At 39.2% G+C, this 15,071-nt stretch carries 18 protein-coding genes; 6 read left to right on the forward strand and 12 right to left on the reverse strand.

Annotated elements, in window-relative coordinates:
• The first annotated feature begins 172 nt into the window (after positions 1-172).
• From ACZ5B7_RS28585 to ACZ5B7_RS28600, 4 genes are all read left to right on the forward strand, one after another.
• The gene (locus tag ACZ5B7_RS28585) at positions 173-613 is read left to right on the forward strand and encodes an LCP family glycopolymer transferase (protein ID WP_464491946.1); all 441 of its coding nucleotides are present in this window, start codon (positions 173-175) and stop codon (positions 611-613) included.
• A 728-nt stretch (positions 614-1,341) separates the two neighbouring features.
• Complete coding sequence (locus ACZ5B7_RS28590; RefSeq protein WP_464491947.1) at positions 1,342-1,560, forward strand: DUF1659 domain-containing protein; 219 nt, start codon at positions 1,342-1,344, stop codon at positions 1,558-1,560.
• Between the two features lie 132 nt (positions 1,561-1,692).
• The gene (locus ACZ5B7_RS28595) at positions 1,693-1,911 is read left to right on the forward strand and encodes a DUF2922 domain-containing protein (RefSeq protein WP_378585596.1); all 219 of its coding nucleotides are present in this window, start codon (positions 1,693-1,695) and stop codon (positions 1,909-1,911) included.
• A gap of 104 nt (positions 1,912-2,015) precedes the next feature.
• A complete protein-coding gene (locus ACZ5B7_RS28600; protein WP_464491948.1) occupies positions 2,016-2,153 on the forward strand; it encodes a YvrJ family protein in 138 nt (45 codons plus the stop codon).
• Between the two features lie 149 nt (positions 2,154-2,302).
• Here the strand turns inward: ACZ5B7_RS28600 and ACZ5B7_RS28605 are convergent, their stop codons facing one another.
• From ACZ5B7_RS28605 to ACZ5B7_RS28630, 6 genes are all read right to left on the reverse strand, one after another.
• On the reverse strand, positions 2,303-2,443 hold the full coding sequence (locus ACZ5B7_RS28605) for a hypothetical protein (RefSeq protein WP_464491949.1): 141 nt from the start codon (positions 2,441-2,443) through the stop codon (positions 2,303-2,305).
• 74 nt (positions 2,444-2,517) lie between these two features.
• Positions 2,518-3,450, reverse strand: a complete 933-nt coding sequence (gene bla, locus ACZ5B7_RS28610) for a class A beta-lactamase (RefSeq protein ID WP_464491950.1) — start codon at positions 3,448-3,450, stop codon at positions 2,518-2,520.
• 512 nt (positions 3,451-3,962) lie between these two features.
• Entirely contained in the window at positions 3,963-6,008 is a 2,046-nt protein-coding gene (locus ACZ5B7_RS28615) for a peptidoglycan D,D-transpeptidase FtsI family protein (RefSeq protein ID WP_464491951.1), read from the reverse strand.
• Positions 6,009-6,110: 102 nt separating this feature from the next.
• Complete coding sequence (locus tag ACZ5B7_RS28620; RefSeq protein ID WP_464491952.1) at positions 6,111-7,895, reverse strand: BlaR1 family beta-lactam sensor/signal transducer; 1,785 nt, start codon at positions 7,893-7,895, stop codon at positions 6,111-6,113.
• Positions 7,895-8,281 (reverse strand): BlaI/MecI/CopY family transcriptional regulator, encoded by a 387-nt coding sequence (locus ACZ5B7_RS28625; RefSeq protein ID WP_464491953.1) that lies wholly within the window; start codon positions 8,279-8,281, stop codon positions 7,895-7,897. Before ACZ5B7_RS28625 ends, ACZ5B7_RS28620 begins: the two co-directional genes overlap by 1 nt.
• 202 nt (positions 8,282-8,483) lie before the next feature.
• A complete protein-coding gene (locus tag ACZ5B7_RS28630; protein WP_464491954.1) occupies positions 8,484-9,032 on the reverse strand; it encodes a hypothetical protein in 549 nt (182 codons plus the stop codon).
• Between the two features lie 313 nt (positions 9,033-9,345).
• On the opposite strand from ACZ5B7_RS28630, the gene ACZ5B7_RS28635 reads away from it, so the two are divergent.
• Positions 9,346-10,044 (forward strand): VIT1/CCC1 transporter family protein, encoded by a 699-nt coding sequence (locus ACZ5B7_RS28635; RefSeq protein WP_464491955.1) that lies wholly within the window; start codon positions 9,346-9,348, stop codon positions 10,042-10,044.
• Positions 10,045-10,130: 86 nt separating this feature from the next.
• Here ACZ5B7_RS28635 and ACZ5B7_RS28640 read toward each other — a convergent pair whose 3' ends face one another.
• Positions 10,131-10,619, reverse strand: a complete 489-nt coding sequence (locus ACZ5B7_RS28640) for a DinB family protein (protein ID WP_464491956.1) — start codon at positions 10,617-10,619, stop codon at positions 10,131-10,133.
• Between the two features lie 165 nt (positions 10,620-10,784).
• Between ACZ5B7_RS28640 and ACZ5B7_RS28645 the strand changes: the two genes are divergently transcribed.
• Positions 10,785-11,255 carry a hypothetical protein gene (locus tag ACZ5B7_RS28645; RefSeq protein ID WP_464491957.1) on the forward strand — a complete coding sequence of 157 codons (471 nt, stop codon included), beginning with the start codon at positions 10,785-10,787 and terminating at the stop codon, positions 11,253-11,255.
• Between the two features lie 174 nt (positions 11,256-11,429).
• Here the strand turns inward: ACZ5B7_RS28645 and ACZ5B7_RS28650 are convergent, their stop codons facing one another.
• From ACZ5B7_RS28650 to ACZ5B7_RS28670, 5 genes are all read right to left on the reverse strand, one after another.
• On the reverse strand, positions 11,430-11,810 hold the full coding sequence (locus ACZ5B7_RS28650) for a VOC family protein (protein ID WP_464491958.1): 381 nt from the start codon (positions 11,808-11,810) through the stop codon (positions 11,430-11,432).
• An 84-nt stretch (positions 11,811-11,894) separates the two neighbouring features.
• Positions 11,895-12,410: an SRPBCC domain-containing protein gene (locus ACZ5B7_RS28655; protein ID WP_464491959.1), complete on the reverse strand. Its 516-nt coding sequence runs from the start codon at positions 12,408-12,410 to the stop codon at positions 11,895-11,897.
• A gap of 53 nt (positions 12,411-12,463) precedes the next feature.
• Positions 12,464-12,787 carry an ArsR/SmtB family transcription factor gene (locus ACZ5B7_RS28660; RefSeq protein ID WP_213143759.1) on the reverse strand — a complete coding sequence of 108 codons (324 nt, stop codon included), beginning with the start codon at positions 12,785-12,787 and terminating at the stop codon, positions 12,464-12,466.
• A gap of 411 nt (positions 12,788-13,198) precedes the next feature.
• On the reverse strand, positions 13,199-13,438 hold the full coding sequence (locus tag ACZ5B7_RS28665; RefSeq protein WP_464491960.1) for a hypothetical protein: 240 nt from the start codon (positions 13,436-13,438) through the stop codon (positions 13,199-13,201).
• Positions 13,439-13,531: 93 nt separating this feature from the next.
• A complete protein-coding gene (locus tag ACZ5B7_RS28670) occupies positions 13,532-15,028 on the reverse strand; it encodes an RNA-guided endonuclease InsQ/TnpB family protein (RefSeq protein ID WP_464491961.1) in 1,497 nt (498 codons plus the stop codon).
• Positions 15,029-15,071 lie beyond the last annotated feature (43 nt).

The following is a 15,071-nucleotide window of genomic DNA, read 5'->3' on the forward strand; positions in this document are numbered from 1 at the left end:
CAAAATTCTGTGAAATTATAGAAATAAGAATGGTTGATTGGTAATTTTCCCGCATGCACCAGCCAATCGAACGAAAACAATCAGATAAACGACAAGAGCGAGTTGAAGTAAAGAAGGATCCATTTACTGTCTTAATGCTGGGTGTGGATGAACGACAAGGTGACAAAGGTCGTTGGGGACGGTTCAGAATGACCTGGACTTTACTGTCGGCCAATACCATTTCGCAAAAGGAAAGATCACTCTAACTGGGGATGAAGCGTTAAGTTATTCGAGGATGAGGCACGAGGACCCTAGAGGGGACTTTGGACGACAAGAGAAGCAGCGTCAAATCATTCAAGCAGTCATAAAAGAAGGTGCCAGCCTTTCTACCTTAACAAACTTCTCTGATATCTTTTCCACCGTTGGTAAAAATGTCAAAACAAACATAACATTTGACCAAATGGTAGATATTCAAAAAAATGATAAAACAGCCGGAAACAGTATTGAACAAATGGAGATAAAGGAAACAGGCACAAAGATTAACAAAATTTATTACGGAATAGTCGCCCCAGAAGAGAAACAAAGGGTACAAAGCGAATTAAAATCACAATTGGTGTTAAGCAATTCTAACTAGAAATATTATTGTTGCTTTGTTTAAAAACTTTTACAAAAACATTCTACAAAAGGTTAAACTCGCCAGATTGGCGAGTTTTTCTTTTTGCCTTCAGAGTATTAGCCTCTCTTTATGTTCCAAAAAAATCAAGGAAATCTCTATCATTAACACAAAAATTATTTAATCTAGCTGCACGTTGAAGTTCAAATGCACATAAGTCATTTCTCCATACATAAAACTCTATCAATCTTCGACAAAATTCAAGTAATGACATTGGTAATATGCACTAATGGTCAGGCACCTTTTTAAAAAATTAAGTTGGAATACCAAAAGTTAGTCAACGCACCTAGTCGTTAATATGATGATGCATGGGGATGCATGGGGACGGTTCTCTTGCATTAGCGAAGAGTGAGTGAGGCACAAGAACCTCCCCATGCTTCACCCTGCTCCTGTTTGGAAAGTAAATGTGGAATTTTGGAAAGTAAAATTGAAATAGCCGAAAGTATTTGCTCAAAAAGTGAAAGTAAAAGCATCAAATTGGAAAGTAACCACACAAACCCGGAAAGTATATCCAAATAACTGGAAATCACACCCCAAAAAAGCTCATAAAAATGTTACCTAGACCAGGCTTACCGCCTGGTTTTGGCTGTTTAGGGGGCATGAAAGGCAATATTCTATAAAAAGTTTTCCCTCCCCTGTCCTTTTCGCCTCCAAAACACTAAATAAAGGGTGAAAGGAGGTGAACGACAATGGCACAAGCATTGTTAGAAGGTTCAAAGCTTCGCTTGGCATTCCAGGTAGATCTTGACGAACAAGGGAACCCAATTGAAAAGACCAAAACGTTTAGCAATATCAAAAAGGAATCAACTGCTGACCAGTTATTCCAGGTTGCACAAGCCATTTCTGCACTATGCAACTACCCGCTAAACAAAACCGAGCGCAGCGACAGCACTGAACTGACCGCGTAAAGAATGAAGCAGAGGGACGGTTCTAGTGCCTCAAACCTTAGGTAAAGAAGCGCAAATCTAACAAGGAGGTAATCAGTAAAAAGTGAAGCAAAAGAACCGTCCCCATGCCTCAAAGAAAGGAGGTGAATATAAATGGCAAAGACGTTGGAGTTAATGTTTGGTACGGAGTTTGGCAAGACTGCCCGCATTGCGGTGGACAATCCGAAGGAGCCGGTTGATGAGGCCGCTGTCAAACAAGCGATGGAACAGATCATTGCTGCGGATGTGTTTACATCGGCCAGCGGCAGATATGTTGCCTCAAAAGGCGCACGAGTGATCGACCGTAATGTAGTGGAATATGAAATTGTTTAATTGTATGAGGAATCTATTCAAAATCAATAAGTTTAAGGGAGTGGCCGGATTCTTTAGCGAAACCGGCCACTTTTAAAATATAATCGGAAAGGAGAGAATTTGCTGTGGAACAAATCATCTCATTTATCAAAGAGGTGGGCTTCCCTATCGTTGTGACCCTCTATCTGCTCTATCGAATAGAATCAAAGCTTGATTTAGTCGTCCAGTCGATTCAGAGCCTGCCTGAGCGAATGAAGGGGTGAAAGTCTTTAACGCTCTGTAATCCCAGAATGACTAGAGCCAACTACCTTTTCTATTGGGCAGTTGGCTTTTTATACGGAAGTATTTCCAAAAAACTTGAAAATCCCCGGCTCTTTAAACTTATCCTTTATTATTCTATTAAAGCATTCCATTAAACAACAACTTCAAGAAAATCTCGCGATAATGCACCTAAGAATAACGTTGTTCCATCACGATTACAAATTTCTACTTCGAGATGGCTGTCATCATAGACTGCTAAAATTGTCCAAATTCCCCTTGGTAATACCCTCAATAGGGTTATCCTTTATAATTTTAACTTTCTCTGATGCACCCTGAGAATTGTGATGAGTAAATTTACTTATTAGCTCACTTAAAGGCATTAAGTGCAACCTCTGCCGCTTCTGCGATCAGCGCATTGTCAAAGGCGGCATTCTGTGTATCGCGGCTGGATAGAACTGCGATCACAATAGGAGCTCTATTCGGCGGCCACACAATCGCAATGTCATTCCGCGTTCCATAGCTTCCTGCCCCGCTCTTATCTGCGACTTCCCAGCCGGTTGGTGCACCAGCCCGGATCAAGGCATCTCCAGTGGCATTTCCTCGCATCCAATCTGTCAGGAGCGTACGTTTTTCAGCGGGGAGCACGTCGCCGATTGCGAAAGCCCGGAGGCTGGTAGCAAGTGCTTTTGGCGTGCTGGTGTCACGTCTGTCTCCAGGAACAGCTGAGTTCAAATCCGTCTCGTAGCGATCAGCTTGGGTTACGTGATCGCCAATCTGCCTCAATGCTGCTTCAAACCCTTCAGGGCCTCCCAATTTCTTAAATAAAAGGTTCCCTGCAGTGTTGTCACTATAGCGAACAGCAGCCTCGGCAACTTCACGAAGAGTCATCCCGGTATCTACGTGAAGGCTTGTGACGGGTGAATACGTAACGATGTCCTCGCTATTGTATGTAACTAACTCGTCAAGCTGATCAATAGAGTATTGCTGTAGCAATGCACCTGCGGCTAGAGCTTTGTAAGTAGATGCAAAAGCGAACCGCTCTTGAGGCCGATAGGAGATCTTCCGATTTGTACCTGTATCGATTGCGTAGACTCCAAGACGGGCATCATATTTGTCCTCAAGCTTTGCAAACTCACGGTGTAACTGGGGTGCTGGCGTTTTCCTGACTACCTTTTCGGTCTTGTCAGAAGGGTTATCGGTAGTCATCGACCAGCCGGCTAGCGGAACAATGGCAACCACTAGCACAAGCAGGGTAATTATAAAGCTTTTTATGTTGAAAATATCATTTGTTTTCCTCATAATCTTTACCTCTTTCTATTAATATTAGAAGTTCTGAAATTAGAATAAGCGGCTTATTCTATTCAATCTCACTTTTTTATCTCTTGGCTCTGTTATTATTCATTGTTGATTTTCCTGTAGGTATGAGAATTCATAGGCGGAGAATTTCCGGCTAATGTATATAGATGAAGATTAAGAAGCAGATATAGACGGAGAATTTCCGATTAACTGCTCTAAATAAGACAAAATCCAAAGATTTCGATCATATAAGAGGAAAAACTCCCCTTATTTTTAAGGAAATATAGGTATTTCCCAATTTAAACGGAATTTTTCCGTTTATTTTTAAAACACAGTGAAATCAACATTATGCTATAACAGAGCCTATCTCTTAAAAAATTGCCCCGAAACGCTGGGGGAGAATTTCCTCCTTTCTACAATTTGATTCCATGCATAATAGTAGGCAACACACATAATACTACATATGTAGTATTTACTACACACTAAATACTACGTTTGTAATAAAAAGATGTCAATCATTTTGCAGTTGGCTGTCCTTTTTCATGAAGGGCAAAATACGCCCGAAAAACCCGTTGGCTGATGATATTAGCTGCACTATGAGGCTGAGCATAACCATCGCGATAGGCATTTGGCACAATAACGGCAATGGCAATCTCAGGATCATCGAATGGGGCATAACCAGCAAAAGAAAGATTCCAAGTCTTCACCCCATTTTTATAGGATTCCGAGGTCCCGGTTTTACCCGCAGCATTGTACGGTTCGTCTTTAAAATATCCTCTCGCTGTTCCTTGGGAACCATGGGTGACCAGCCAAAAACCCTGTTGAACCCGCTTAAGCATCTCCGCATTCATATCCACCCGATTCAGCACTACTGGATTAATTTCATCAATCAAGCTGCCCGGTTCATCGCCATCCACATTGGGTTCGCGAATCTCCTTTACCAATTGGGGCTTCATCCGGTATCCTCCATTGGCAATTGTGGTAATATACTGGGCAATTTGCAGCGGTGTATAGGTATCTAATTGTCCGATGGCTATTTGAAAGTAGGTGCTTGGATTGGTACCTTTAATTCCCGCCGTTTCATTATCAAAACCAATGCCGGTCGGGATGCCCAAACCAAATTGATTAAAATAATAGCGGATCGTTTCAATTTTTTTCGGATCGATATTTAATGTGCCATTGGGGACATACTTGCCGCCCATCATTTCAATCGCAGTTTTCCACATATACACGTTTGATGAACGCTCTAATGCCTTTAAATCGTTAATTCTGTTCATGACTTGGTAAGAGGAGAAGGTTCCCGACCCCTTAAATCGCATGACTTCATCCAGCTCCGTTTCCCCGAAATCCCTGACACCCGTTTGGTATCCGGTTAATACGGTCGCTCCTTTTACAACGGACCCCTGTTCAAACGCATAAGTGAAGGTTCCCGGTGTAAAATCGGTGAACTCCCCGGACTTCCTGTCATACACTTTTCCTGACATCGCAACAATACGGCCTGTTTTCGGTTCCATGGCCACGACAAAGGCAGTGTCAAGCGTATCCGTATGAGGCTTTTGGATGGCATTGACCAACTCTTCCTGCATGATTTTTTCCACCTGGGCCTGGAACTCCATATCTATGGTCAGAACAAGATCCTTGCCGCTCTTCCCTTCAGATACAGTCTCTGTACTTACCACATTTCCATTTTGATCGGTCACCGTTTTTACTATTTCCTTTTGGCCTTGCAGCACACTATCGTAAAGCTCTTCAATATAGCTTTTTCCAACGCGGTCATTCAGTTTGTACCCTTTAGCCGTATAGTAATCTACCTTTTCTGCTGGAAGGCCTTCATCTGCACTCGTTACTTCCCCTAGCATATTCCAAAACGTTTCCCCGTAGGTGCGGCCCCTCTTCCAATCGGTCGTGACATCCACACCCGGCAGGTTGTTCAGATTTTCATTGACCTTTGCAAATTCTTCCTCTGTTACATTCTCATTTTTGACCATCGTCGGTGTTAACGCGGTGGCGGACGATAGTTTCCGGTAGATGGCCGCCAGGTTTTTGTCCATTTTATCGAGATCGCTTTCTGTAATCCGGTTCAATTTTAAATGATATAAATCCTTATCATTCAGCTTTTCCTGTTTGTATAATTTCTCCTCCTTCTTTGTGATTAAATCCGTTCCATTGTTATGTTCTAGCAGCCATATATCTTTCAAATCCCGATCGGTCACTTTATTAATCTCTTTATCAGTCATGACCAGGAAGGTATTTAACTTCATGGCCAGTTCAAGCAGTTCGCTTGGCTGCGGATTTTTCGGCGGTGTAAAGATAATCGCCTTTTCCGGAATATTGTAAACTACTAACCTATTATTCGTATCATATATTTTTCCACGCGGAACAGAATAACTGACGGGCGTCACATCTGTCTTCTCAACTTGAGCCGCAAAGGCTTCTCCTTTTAAAATTTGAATAAACCCCAAGCGGAGAATTAAGATGGAAAAAAGTACAAAGACCACGAAAAAGAGACTAGCCAATCTCCATCGAGTTTTGCTTTTCACTATATTTTCTTTTTGCTTCAAAACTTATCAGCCCTTTCCTATGTCTATCCCAAATACTACAGTTGTAGTATTTAACCCAAGAAAGTCCCAAAAAGGAAGAGTAATCCTTTCTGGGGTTCATTATTAATAGATCTTTTTATCATGCAGAATCTGCTTAGCAATCTTAGCCGCCTTGCTTCCCTGGGCTTGACCATCCTTATCTTGAATATTAATGGCAAAATAAAAACGATTCTCACCTTTATCGACAAAGCCGATAAACCAACCATTTACATTCTTGCCATTAACCATACCGGTTCCCGTTTTACCGTATAACCGCCCATTTCTTTGCTCATCTATAAAAAGTGCCTTTTGTACCGCTTGGATATTTTCCGCTTTAAAGCCCCATTGATTTTCATCTAATTGAGATAATAATTGGACTTGTTCAATGGGTGATATTTTTAGAGAAGATTCCATCCAGTAACTGTCCAAATTCCCTGAAAGATCTTCATTTCCGTATTTAATCTTATGAAAATAATCTTGCAGCGGCTTTCTGCCTACCTCTCGATCGGTATTCTGGAAATACCAATTCACGGAACGGCTTAAGGCAGTCGCTAAATTTTGATCTTGATTCCATTCCAGGAAGGGATAAATTTCCCCATCCCAAACCTGGTTATTGTTATTCGGGGAAATCACATTGGATTCCAATGCAAATAAGGCCGAATATACTTTATAGGTACTATCAGGAGAAACCCTCTGTTCACTCATCTCTCGATTATATATTTGATATTGGTTTTTAGAGGGATCATATAAAACAAAGCTTCCCTTGTAGCCCTTAAAATAGGAGCTTAGATCTTCATAGTCCGCATTCTTCCCGCTAAACTGATACACATCATTTGGGCTGGCAATAACGTTGGTGAATGGAGCAAGGAATAACACCACAATTCCTAAAACAGCAAAGATGACCTTGCTTTTCCATTTCAATAACAGAGAATCTCTAGAGTAGCTTGCAATACACTGGATTCTTTGTTTGATTTGTTTTTTTGTCCCGCCTATACCTGGAGCAATCTGTTCAAAGGAACGACCCTGCTTTTTATCGGCAAAACGAATGATCGTATACCCATATTCGATATATCCGCTCTCATCCAAAAGATTTAAAACGGATGCATCACAGGCCAATTCTCGGTCCATTCGAATCCTTTTTGAAGCATACCAGACGACCGGGTTAAACCAATACATAATCTGAACCAGCCACAGGCCGTAATTCACGAACAGATCTTTGCTTTTATGGTGGTGCAGCTCGTGCAATAGCACGTATTTTAATTCATTTAACGAGAATTCTTCCCGCGTTTTGCTTGGTAAAAAGATATAGGGTTGAAAAATCCCGAACGTAATCGGCGAGGAGATAAGAGAACTCTCCAGCAGCCTTATGTTTCTTTTCACGCCAACCATATCTTTGCACACTTCTAATAGTTTGTTTATCTTATGGTCATCAAAAGCCGCAGCCGACTTTTTGATTTGATAGATTTGATAAGTTGAATAAACAGCAGCCCCTACAAAAAGAACCACTCCAACGACCCAAACTGTAAAAAATGTATGATAGACGAAATCTGGCGCTGATTTGTTTACCGAAACCGTGAAATCATGTAATAAATCGCTGTTTGACGCCTGAGAGGCAGCCACTCCATTGATCCTTTCATTGTCCATTGGAGCTTCTCTATGGAAAAATAGTAAGCTTTTAAAATCTCCAAGGCTAAAATAATGCCAAGGTAAAAAGGCAGCAAGCATTGGAATGCAAAGAAAATACCAAATATGGTAATGTGCTTTTACTGTCATATGCTGGTTTAATAGCTTTTTGACTAACAGAATGATAAAAATAAGGAGGGATACCACGATGGTACTGACGAAAATTCGCAGCAGCAGTGTATCCATTATTTCTCCCCTTCTTTCTTTTCCCTCATGGACAATATTTTCTTTAGTTCCGATATTTCTTCGTTCGATAACTGATCATTTTCAATAAAATTTAAGACCATTGAATGTAACGTACCGCCGAAAAACTGTTGCAGAAAGGATTTACTTTTTTGCTCAACATATTGGTCTTTTTCAACCAATGAAGTATATATGAACACTCGGCCATCTTTTCTTGCATGCAAAGCCTTTTTCTTCACGAGGCGTGCCAGCATCGTGTGAATGGTATTGGGCTTCCAATCACTATTCGATAATTTCTCCACTACCTCAGGAGTCGAAATCGGCTCATAGCTCCATATAACCTTCATCACTTCATATTCTGCTTCTGATATTTGTGGAATCTCCTTCATGATACCTCTCCTACTTTTACAACTGTAGTATTTATTATAGCAGGAAGGGCCAGGTATATAAAGTATTGGGGGACTTTAACCTATGGTAAATAATCCCCCTGTGTGCTAAGGATTTATTCTGATCCCATTTTTACTATATGATTTGGACGTTAATAATTGACCTTAATCAAGGTCACGCTAAAACGGCTTATGCACATGTTGTTTATAAAAAAGAATGAATTAAGAATAGAATTGCAAAAGCAACACCAGACCGTAAATGCCACTTCCGGTCCATCCTTTGATATCGAAATAGTCCTGATATAGGAACGGGAAGCAGGACGATCAAGGAAAGCAATCCACTTATATTATTAAAATCAAATTTGAAGCCGTGCATAAAGATAGCTACCGTATGCAAGATAATAAAAGCGATGGCGAGAATCGCTACTGGAGTATGCCATCTTCGGGCAAAGCGCAGTAAAGTGGACAACCTTTTTTTCACATTGGCTTGACCTTTTAAAAAATCAAGCTTAATAACACGAAGAAGCACATAATAAGCAAGTACAAAAAATAAGGCAATTCTTGCATTGGAGCCAAAGTCTTTAAATGTATGTTCGAAATGCCTACTGTGCAGAGTGGTTAATGGAAGCTGTAATAGTCCCTTAAGTTCCCAAAGCATGATCGAAGCAGCGATAACAATCGCCACGATTACCCATATGCGTTCCTTTTTAGGAATCCAGCCTTGTTTTTGAACCTTGATTGCCCGTGTATTCATTGGTTTGTCCTCCTATTAATTAGAGTAATGTTTGCATTTTTAAATCCAAAGGCAACTTTTAGATTCTTAATTCTGGTCATTGTCACCGAATCCTATTTGCTCGGAAAACAAACCATCTAAAGTTAAAATAACCTTCAATTTTATTTAAATACAATGTAGCACGATAAATGAATACATTTTCCAAATTAATGAATTTTTAATTATAAATTAAGTTAAAAATAAGAAGCGACAGTAGATACTAATAAAAACTTTTTCCTTTTAAGAGGAGTTATGAAAACAATTGGTATTAGATTAGTTAATTGGAGGTGAAAAAATGGATCAACACCTGCATCACGTAGAAGAACATTTTTCTGGGTCTGACTTCATTCGGGATGTTGTCATTGGTATGTCAGACGGATTAACCGTACCATTTGCATTAGCTGCTGGTTTGTCCGGGGCTGTTGATACAACAACATTGATTCTCACGGCAGGAAGTGCTGAAATTGCAGCGGGGTCAATTGCAATGGGACTCGGCGGATACTTGGCAGGAAAAACAGATGCGGAACATTACGAATCTGAACTTGCTCGTGAACAGCGCGAAATAATAGATTTTCCAGAACGCGAAGAAGAGGAAGTATCCGAAATTTTTAGGGAATATGGACTTGAAGAAGAACAAATCAAATCTATTACAGAAACCATGAAAAAGAACCCTGAAAAATGGGTGGATTTTATGATGAGATTCGAATTAGGGTTGGAGAAACCAGAGCCTACAAGAGCAAGGAACAGTGCGATTACCATTGCAGTTTCTTATATTGTCGGAGGATTAATCCCTTTGTTCCCTTATTTTATCCTAAAACATCCTGCAACAGCATTAATGGTTTCTGTAATTGTCACACTTATCGCCTTGATGATTTTTGGATACGTAAAAGGAAGGTTCACGGGAACTTCGCCTATCAAGAGCGCTGTTCAAACGATGATTATTGGAGGACTTGCAGCAGCAGTTGCGTTTGGTCTGGCGAGAATTCTCACTTGAAGGTAGAATGTAAGAAACCTCACAAACTTACTCAACAAAAAAGGCAATGTCAATTAAACATCACCCAAAAATACTTCTAGATAAAATTAATCTTCTGTTCCTAAAACATCTGTATTGGGGGGCTCATAACCCATCTGACGGAGCATGGCTGCTATTTGTCCCTTGTGATGAAACTCGTGAGTAATGGTGTGCATGAGCAATTTTCGAGGAGTAATAGATAATAGTTCAGGCGTTTCTCTCCAAGGGATCTCTCTCTCAATTAACACGTTTAATTCATGGCCATGTAGTTCTAATAATTCATTTACGATTGAATCTACTTGTTCAAATCGTGCTTTTATTTCCTCTAAACGGAGATTATGTAATTCTTCTCTTGGAGTAAGTGGTTTTTTAGTCTTCAATAAAACAAATGAGCCAAGCCATGCAACATAGCAATCTGCTATATGAACTAATGTGTTTCTTACACTTTGCCAACCGATATCATTCGTTTGAGTAAAATGATTAGGATCTAATTTCCCACAAAAATCTAACAGAGTTCCTCTAGTCTGCCGAACCCATCCATATTCCTGTTGAAGCATCCAAACACCCACCTTTAACAGATATATACTACTTATTCTTTATATGTATAGAAAACCCTTTCCATTCTTTCACCCGAACAGCATTTCCTAAAACTACATACATGTTCAATTTTTGGTTATCCTAACAAACTAGGAGCAGTTAGCCTATACGGAAAAAGGATGATCATGATGTCAGTAAAGGTTCAAAGGATTTTAAATATTGCTATGGTCTTAATTGCATTGGCAACATTACCTTTTATGGGGTTAAAAAATATAAAGCGATTTTTACCGATTTCAATCCTTATCGGTGGTATAGAAGTCATTAATGCAATCATTGGGAAAAAACGTAAATGGTGGGTCTTTTATAATAAACCAAATTCATACTTATTTAATGAATTTCCATTTAATATAGGTATGTTTTTGGTAACTTCACTTTGGATTATGAAGTGGTCATATGGAAAATTCCTAAAGTTTACCTTACTTAATGCAATCGGTAATGCTCTTTTTGCATATCCATTCGCCAAATTCGCGAGGAAAATTAAGTATTTCACATTAGTTCGTCTTAATCATTTACAATTCTTCATCTATTTCTTTTCTAAGGTATTTCTGTTTTATGGATTGCAATACCTGTTTGAAAAGTACAAAAAGCCTGATTAAAGTAAGAAAATGCGTTCTTGAATGATTCAGCCACTTAATTAAATAAACCAAAAAGGCTGCCATTTGCAACCCGATTTTCAAGTAATGCATTCGTTTCACAATCTGTTTCGTAAATCAAACATGTAAAAAGGCGATGCCTTGATTCAAGCATCGCACTCGTATATTGAATGGAATTTATTTTTTTTCCATTACTGCAAAGTAATTATTTTCACTATCTGCAAAATTGAATACTCTACCTGAAGGCATATTTACAATTTCTCCGACTGTAACGTTTTTGTTTGATAAGTCACTATATAAATTATCGAAATTTGTTGAGAAGAACATTAACGATGGTGTTCCAAGATTTAATCCAGGCGACATTTTCGCAACAAAATCCTTATTATGGAGAATAATGCTTGTTTCAGCTTCTTTAGTTGGAGCAATTTCGATCCATCTCATACCTTGACCGTTATCTTCCTCTGAAATTACCCTAAACCCTACTATTTCTGTCCAAAACTCCCTTGCTTCATCTTGGTTATTTACATACAACATGATTTGACCAACTTGACTAATCATTGATTCTTACACTCCTTTATATATTAATTATTAGTCTCAATGCTCCTAAACCTTACTAACGCTGAAAACAGCGTGACGATAAATCTACTTCAGCGACTCCACCAGCTCGTTCAAACGGTCCCAAGTTTCGGTGATGCCCTGTATCATACCCATGTCCATGACGGTCTTGAGGGCCTCTTCGGAAACATATTCAGCACGGTTTATCAGCTTTGTCTTTCCACCCAAATCGATGAATTCCAATGTGATCTCGGTCGACGGCATGGATTCATTCACATTGCCTTCGGCATCTGAAAAGTAATCGGTATAGACGATCTTCTCCGGCTCGATAATCTCCTTATAAACCCCTTTACCCCAGGATTCCATACCAAAAAATTGACCCTGATTCTGATCGACACACTTCATACAGTAATGCCAAACGCCTCCCGGACGGAAATCGACGGTGCAAACAGGAATCTCCCAGCCCCTCGGCCCCCACCAGCGTTTCAGATGCTCCGGCTCTTTAAACATCCTGAATACGAGATCTCGTGGCGCATCGAAAACGCGCTCCAGTACCAATACCCGATCATTCTCTACTCTCGATACCATTGTGTTGTTTGCCATTGTATTTCCTCCTTGTTCAAATGTTTTATATTTTTTAAAGTTGATATTAAGTTTTATTTTTCTTCTTTTTCTTGCATTACCTTTAAATAATCGTCCAAGCTATCAAATCTTTCTTCCCAAATTCGGCGATAAGACTCAAGCCACGCATTTAATTGGATAAATGGCTCAGGTCGTAATTGGTAGATGCGCCGATTTGCATCAGCGTGTACTTTAACAATTCCGGCATCACTAAGAACACGAAGGTGTTTAGAAACTTGTGGCTGACGGATTTGTAAGCGTTCGGAAATTTCCCCCACTGTAAGGGGACCTTCTCGCAAAAGTTCTACAATCTGTAAACGATTGGGTTCGGAAAGAGCGTTCAGTGTTGTAGTATCCATTTATAGAACCCACCCCTATCCATAAAACAGCTAAATTTAATATTCATTTAACCCTATTTAATTTAATTGTAAAAAGTACTCTGTCTCAATATCCCCACCCAACTGTACACAATTCTCCAAAAATGAAGTTCTAATAATATTCCTTAAATGGAATATAACACAATTAGAATATTCCTGTAAAGGAATATTGTGATTTTATTTTTAAAAAATTAAATCTTTTGTTTCCTTTTTATAAGGATAGCCTATCAGGTTGACAATTTATCTTACTGGAGAAATGTACTGTGACATCAAATCGTTTGGAATAAAAAAGAATCCATATTAATCACTCTTGATTAATATGGATTCTTTTTCTTTTCATGCGGATCTTAACAAGCAAACCAACTTTCCCCCACGTCTAAAGCATGTTCTCCTTTATTGCAAATGCCGCAGTTTGTCGGGATTGCCCACTATATAGATGGTCTGAATCCGATTACCATTAAAAGCGAAGGAATAGACATACTTCAGGTCATCATCCATTGTTAGGATCAGTCCTGGACTCCCATTGATGGTGGCAAAGGAGAAGGTAAACTTATCTGCAAACATTTTCAACATGCGATAGGCTAAAGAAAAAAGCAGAGGTTGATAGGCTTGATACAGTGTTTCTACACACATGAGTATCCCCATAACTATAGATAGGGGTTTCGAAAGAATAAGCTTTAAAAGCCCATTGTCTTTTCGTGGGCTACCACAAGTCCCGCTAATACATCAGGCCAAAGCCTTCAGCTTTGCATGTTTATTCTTCATTATGATGATTTTCTTTGGGGCTTGAAGGAACTGCTTTCTTTCAAGTCCATCAAATGCATCCTTTACATGTTTGCGAACAATATTAAAGGCGCCATTTACATCGGCATGAATGGAAATTTTCGATCCTTTTATCTTGTAGAAAGCCCTACTACACCGATACCCACTAAAAAGTGGATGGTTATCATCTCCGAAGGTTGGAATCGGATCATTGTCCAAGAAGCTAGACTTGCTGGTAAAACTTTCTTCTCGTTCGATGACTTGAATTCCTTTCCGTTCAGCCTTGTATCGTATCATTTCAATGAACGTGGCATACGGAATTTGGATGAAGGTTTGCTTATTTGACTTTTTCAATGCGACCTCCGATTTCCAACCAACATTTCTTCCTATGATAATAGTATCAAGCGTTCTTTCTGAAGCAATCTCCACTACTTTTGCACTGGCCTTGTGTAAAAAATCCATGACCCGATTATTCCTTTTTCGATCCAATGAAATCAAGCGATTAGTGGTAAATATCCCTTCTTTTGGACCTTTTCCATTTCTTATAATACACATATAATTTGCCCTTAATTTGTTATAGTATTGATTGACCGATTTTAACCATGTACCCTTGATAAGCAGAGGTTTAAGCCCCGTGTTATCGATAATAGTTGCCAGGTTATCCACGCCCAAATCAATACCCATTACCCGTCTTGGCGGAAATACAAATTCATTTTTTTGTTTATCCGTTCTCTTGATTTCCTTTTCTTGTTCTCCTTTAAAAACAATCTCTATTACATAGCGGCCATAGGACGGTACAATCCGAACCTGTTGAAATTTCCCTTCAGAATAAGCGACCTTTCCCAAGTTTAATGGAAGATGAGTTACTGGTAATTTTAGAATACTGCCATCTTTTATTTCCGTAATTTGGTTGGTTAAATAACACGTTGTGCGGCCATTCTTCGGTTTATATTTTGGAATTTTTGGTTTTCCAGAAAAGCTGGCAGGATTGAGTTTATATTTCTTAGAGGCTTCAAAAAAGCTTTTCCAATCATCATATACTTTCTTCATCGTTTGTTGATTGGACTGAGAGGGCATCGAGGTGTAATCAATCTGTTTCATAACCTTAAATAACGCTTCTAAAAAGGCGTATCCAATGAATGCTTTCTCTTGGGTTGGCATTTCGAAAAGTTTCAACTTTGGTTCTATTATTTTGCCTTTTTTGTCTACTTTCATAGGGTTGGCTTTTGCTTTTTCATAGCTTTTCAGGCGAATTACATTCATTTGAGGTAAATAGGTTTCAATATCTTGTAACACTTGAAGTTGATTTTCATTTCTAATTTCTTTTCTTAATGATGTGTAAACCTGACGAATATAATAATTGGTAATGTTGTACAAATTTTTCGCCTTAAAACATAGTGAATCACAGTATTCAAACAACTCATGTTCAGGATGAATTTGTATTTTATAGGACCTATACATCGTATTCACCTCCCTTTAAACAGGAACAAATGTTCTGTATTTA

This window comes from Neobacillus sp. S1115 (assembly GCF_055385565.1).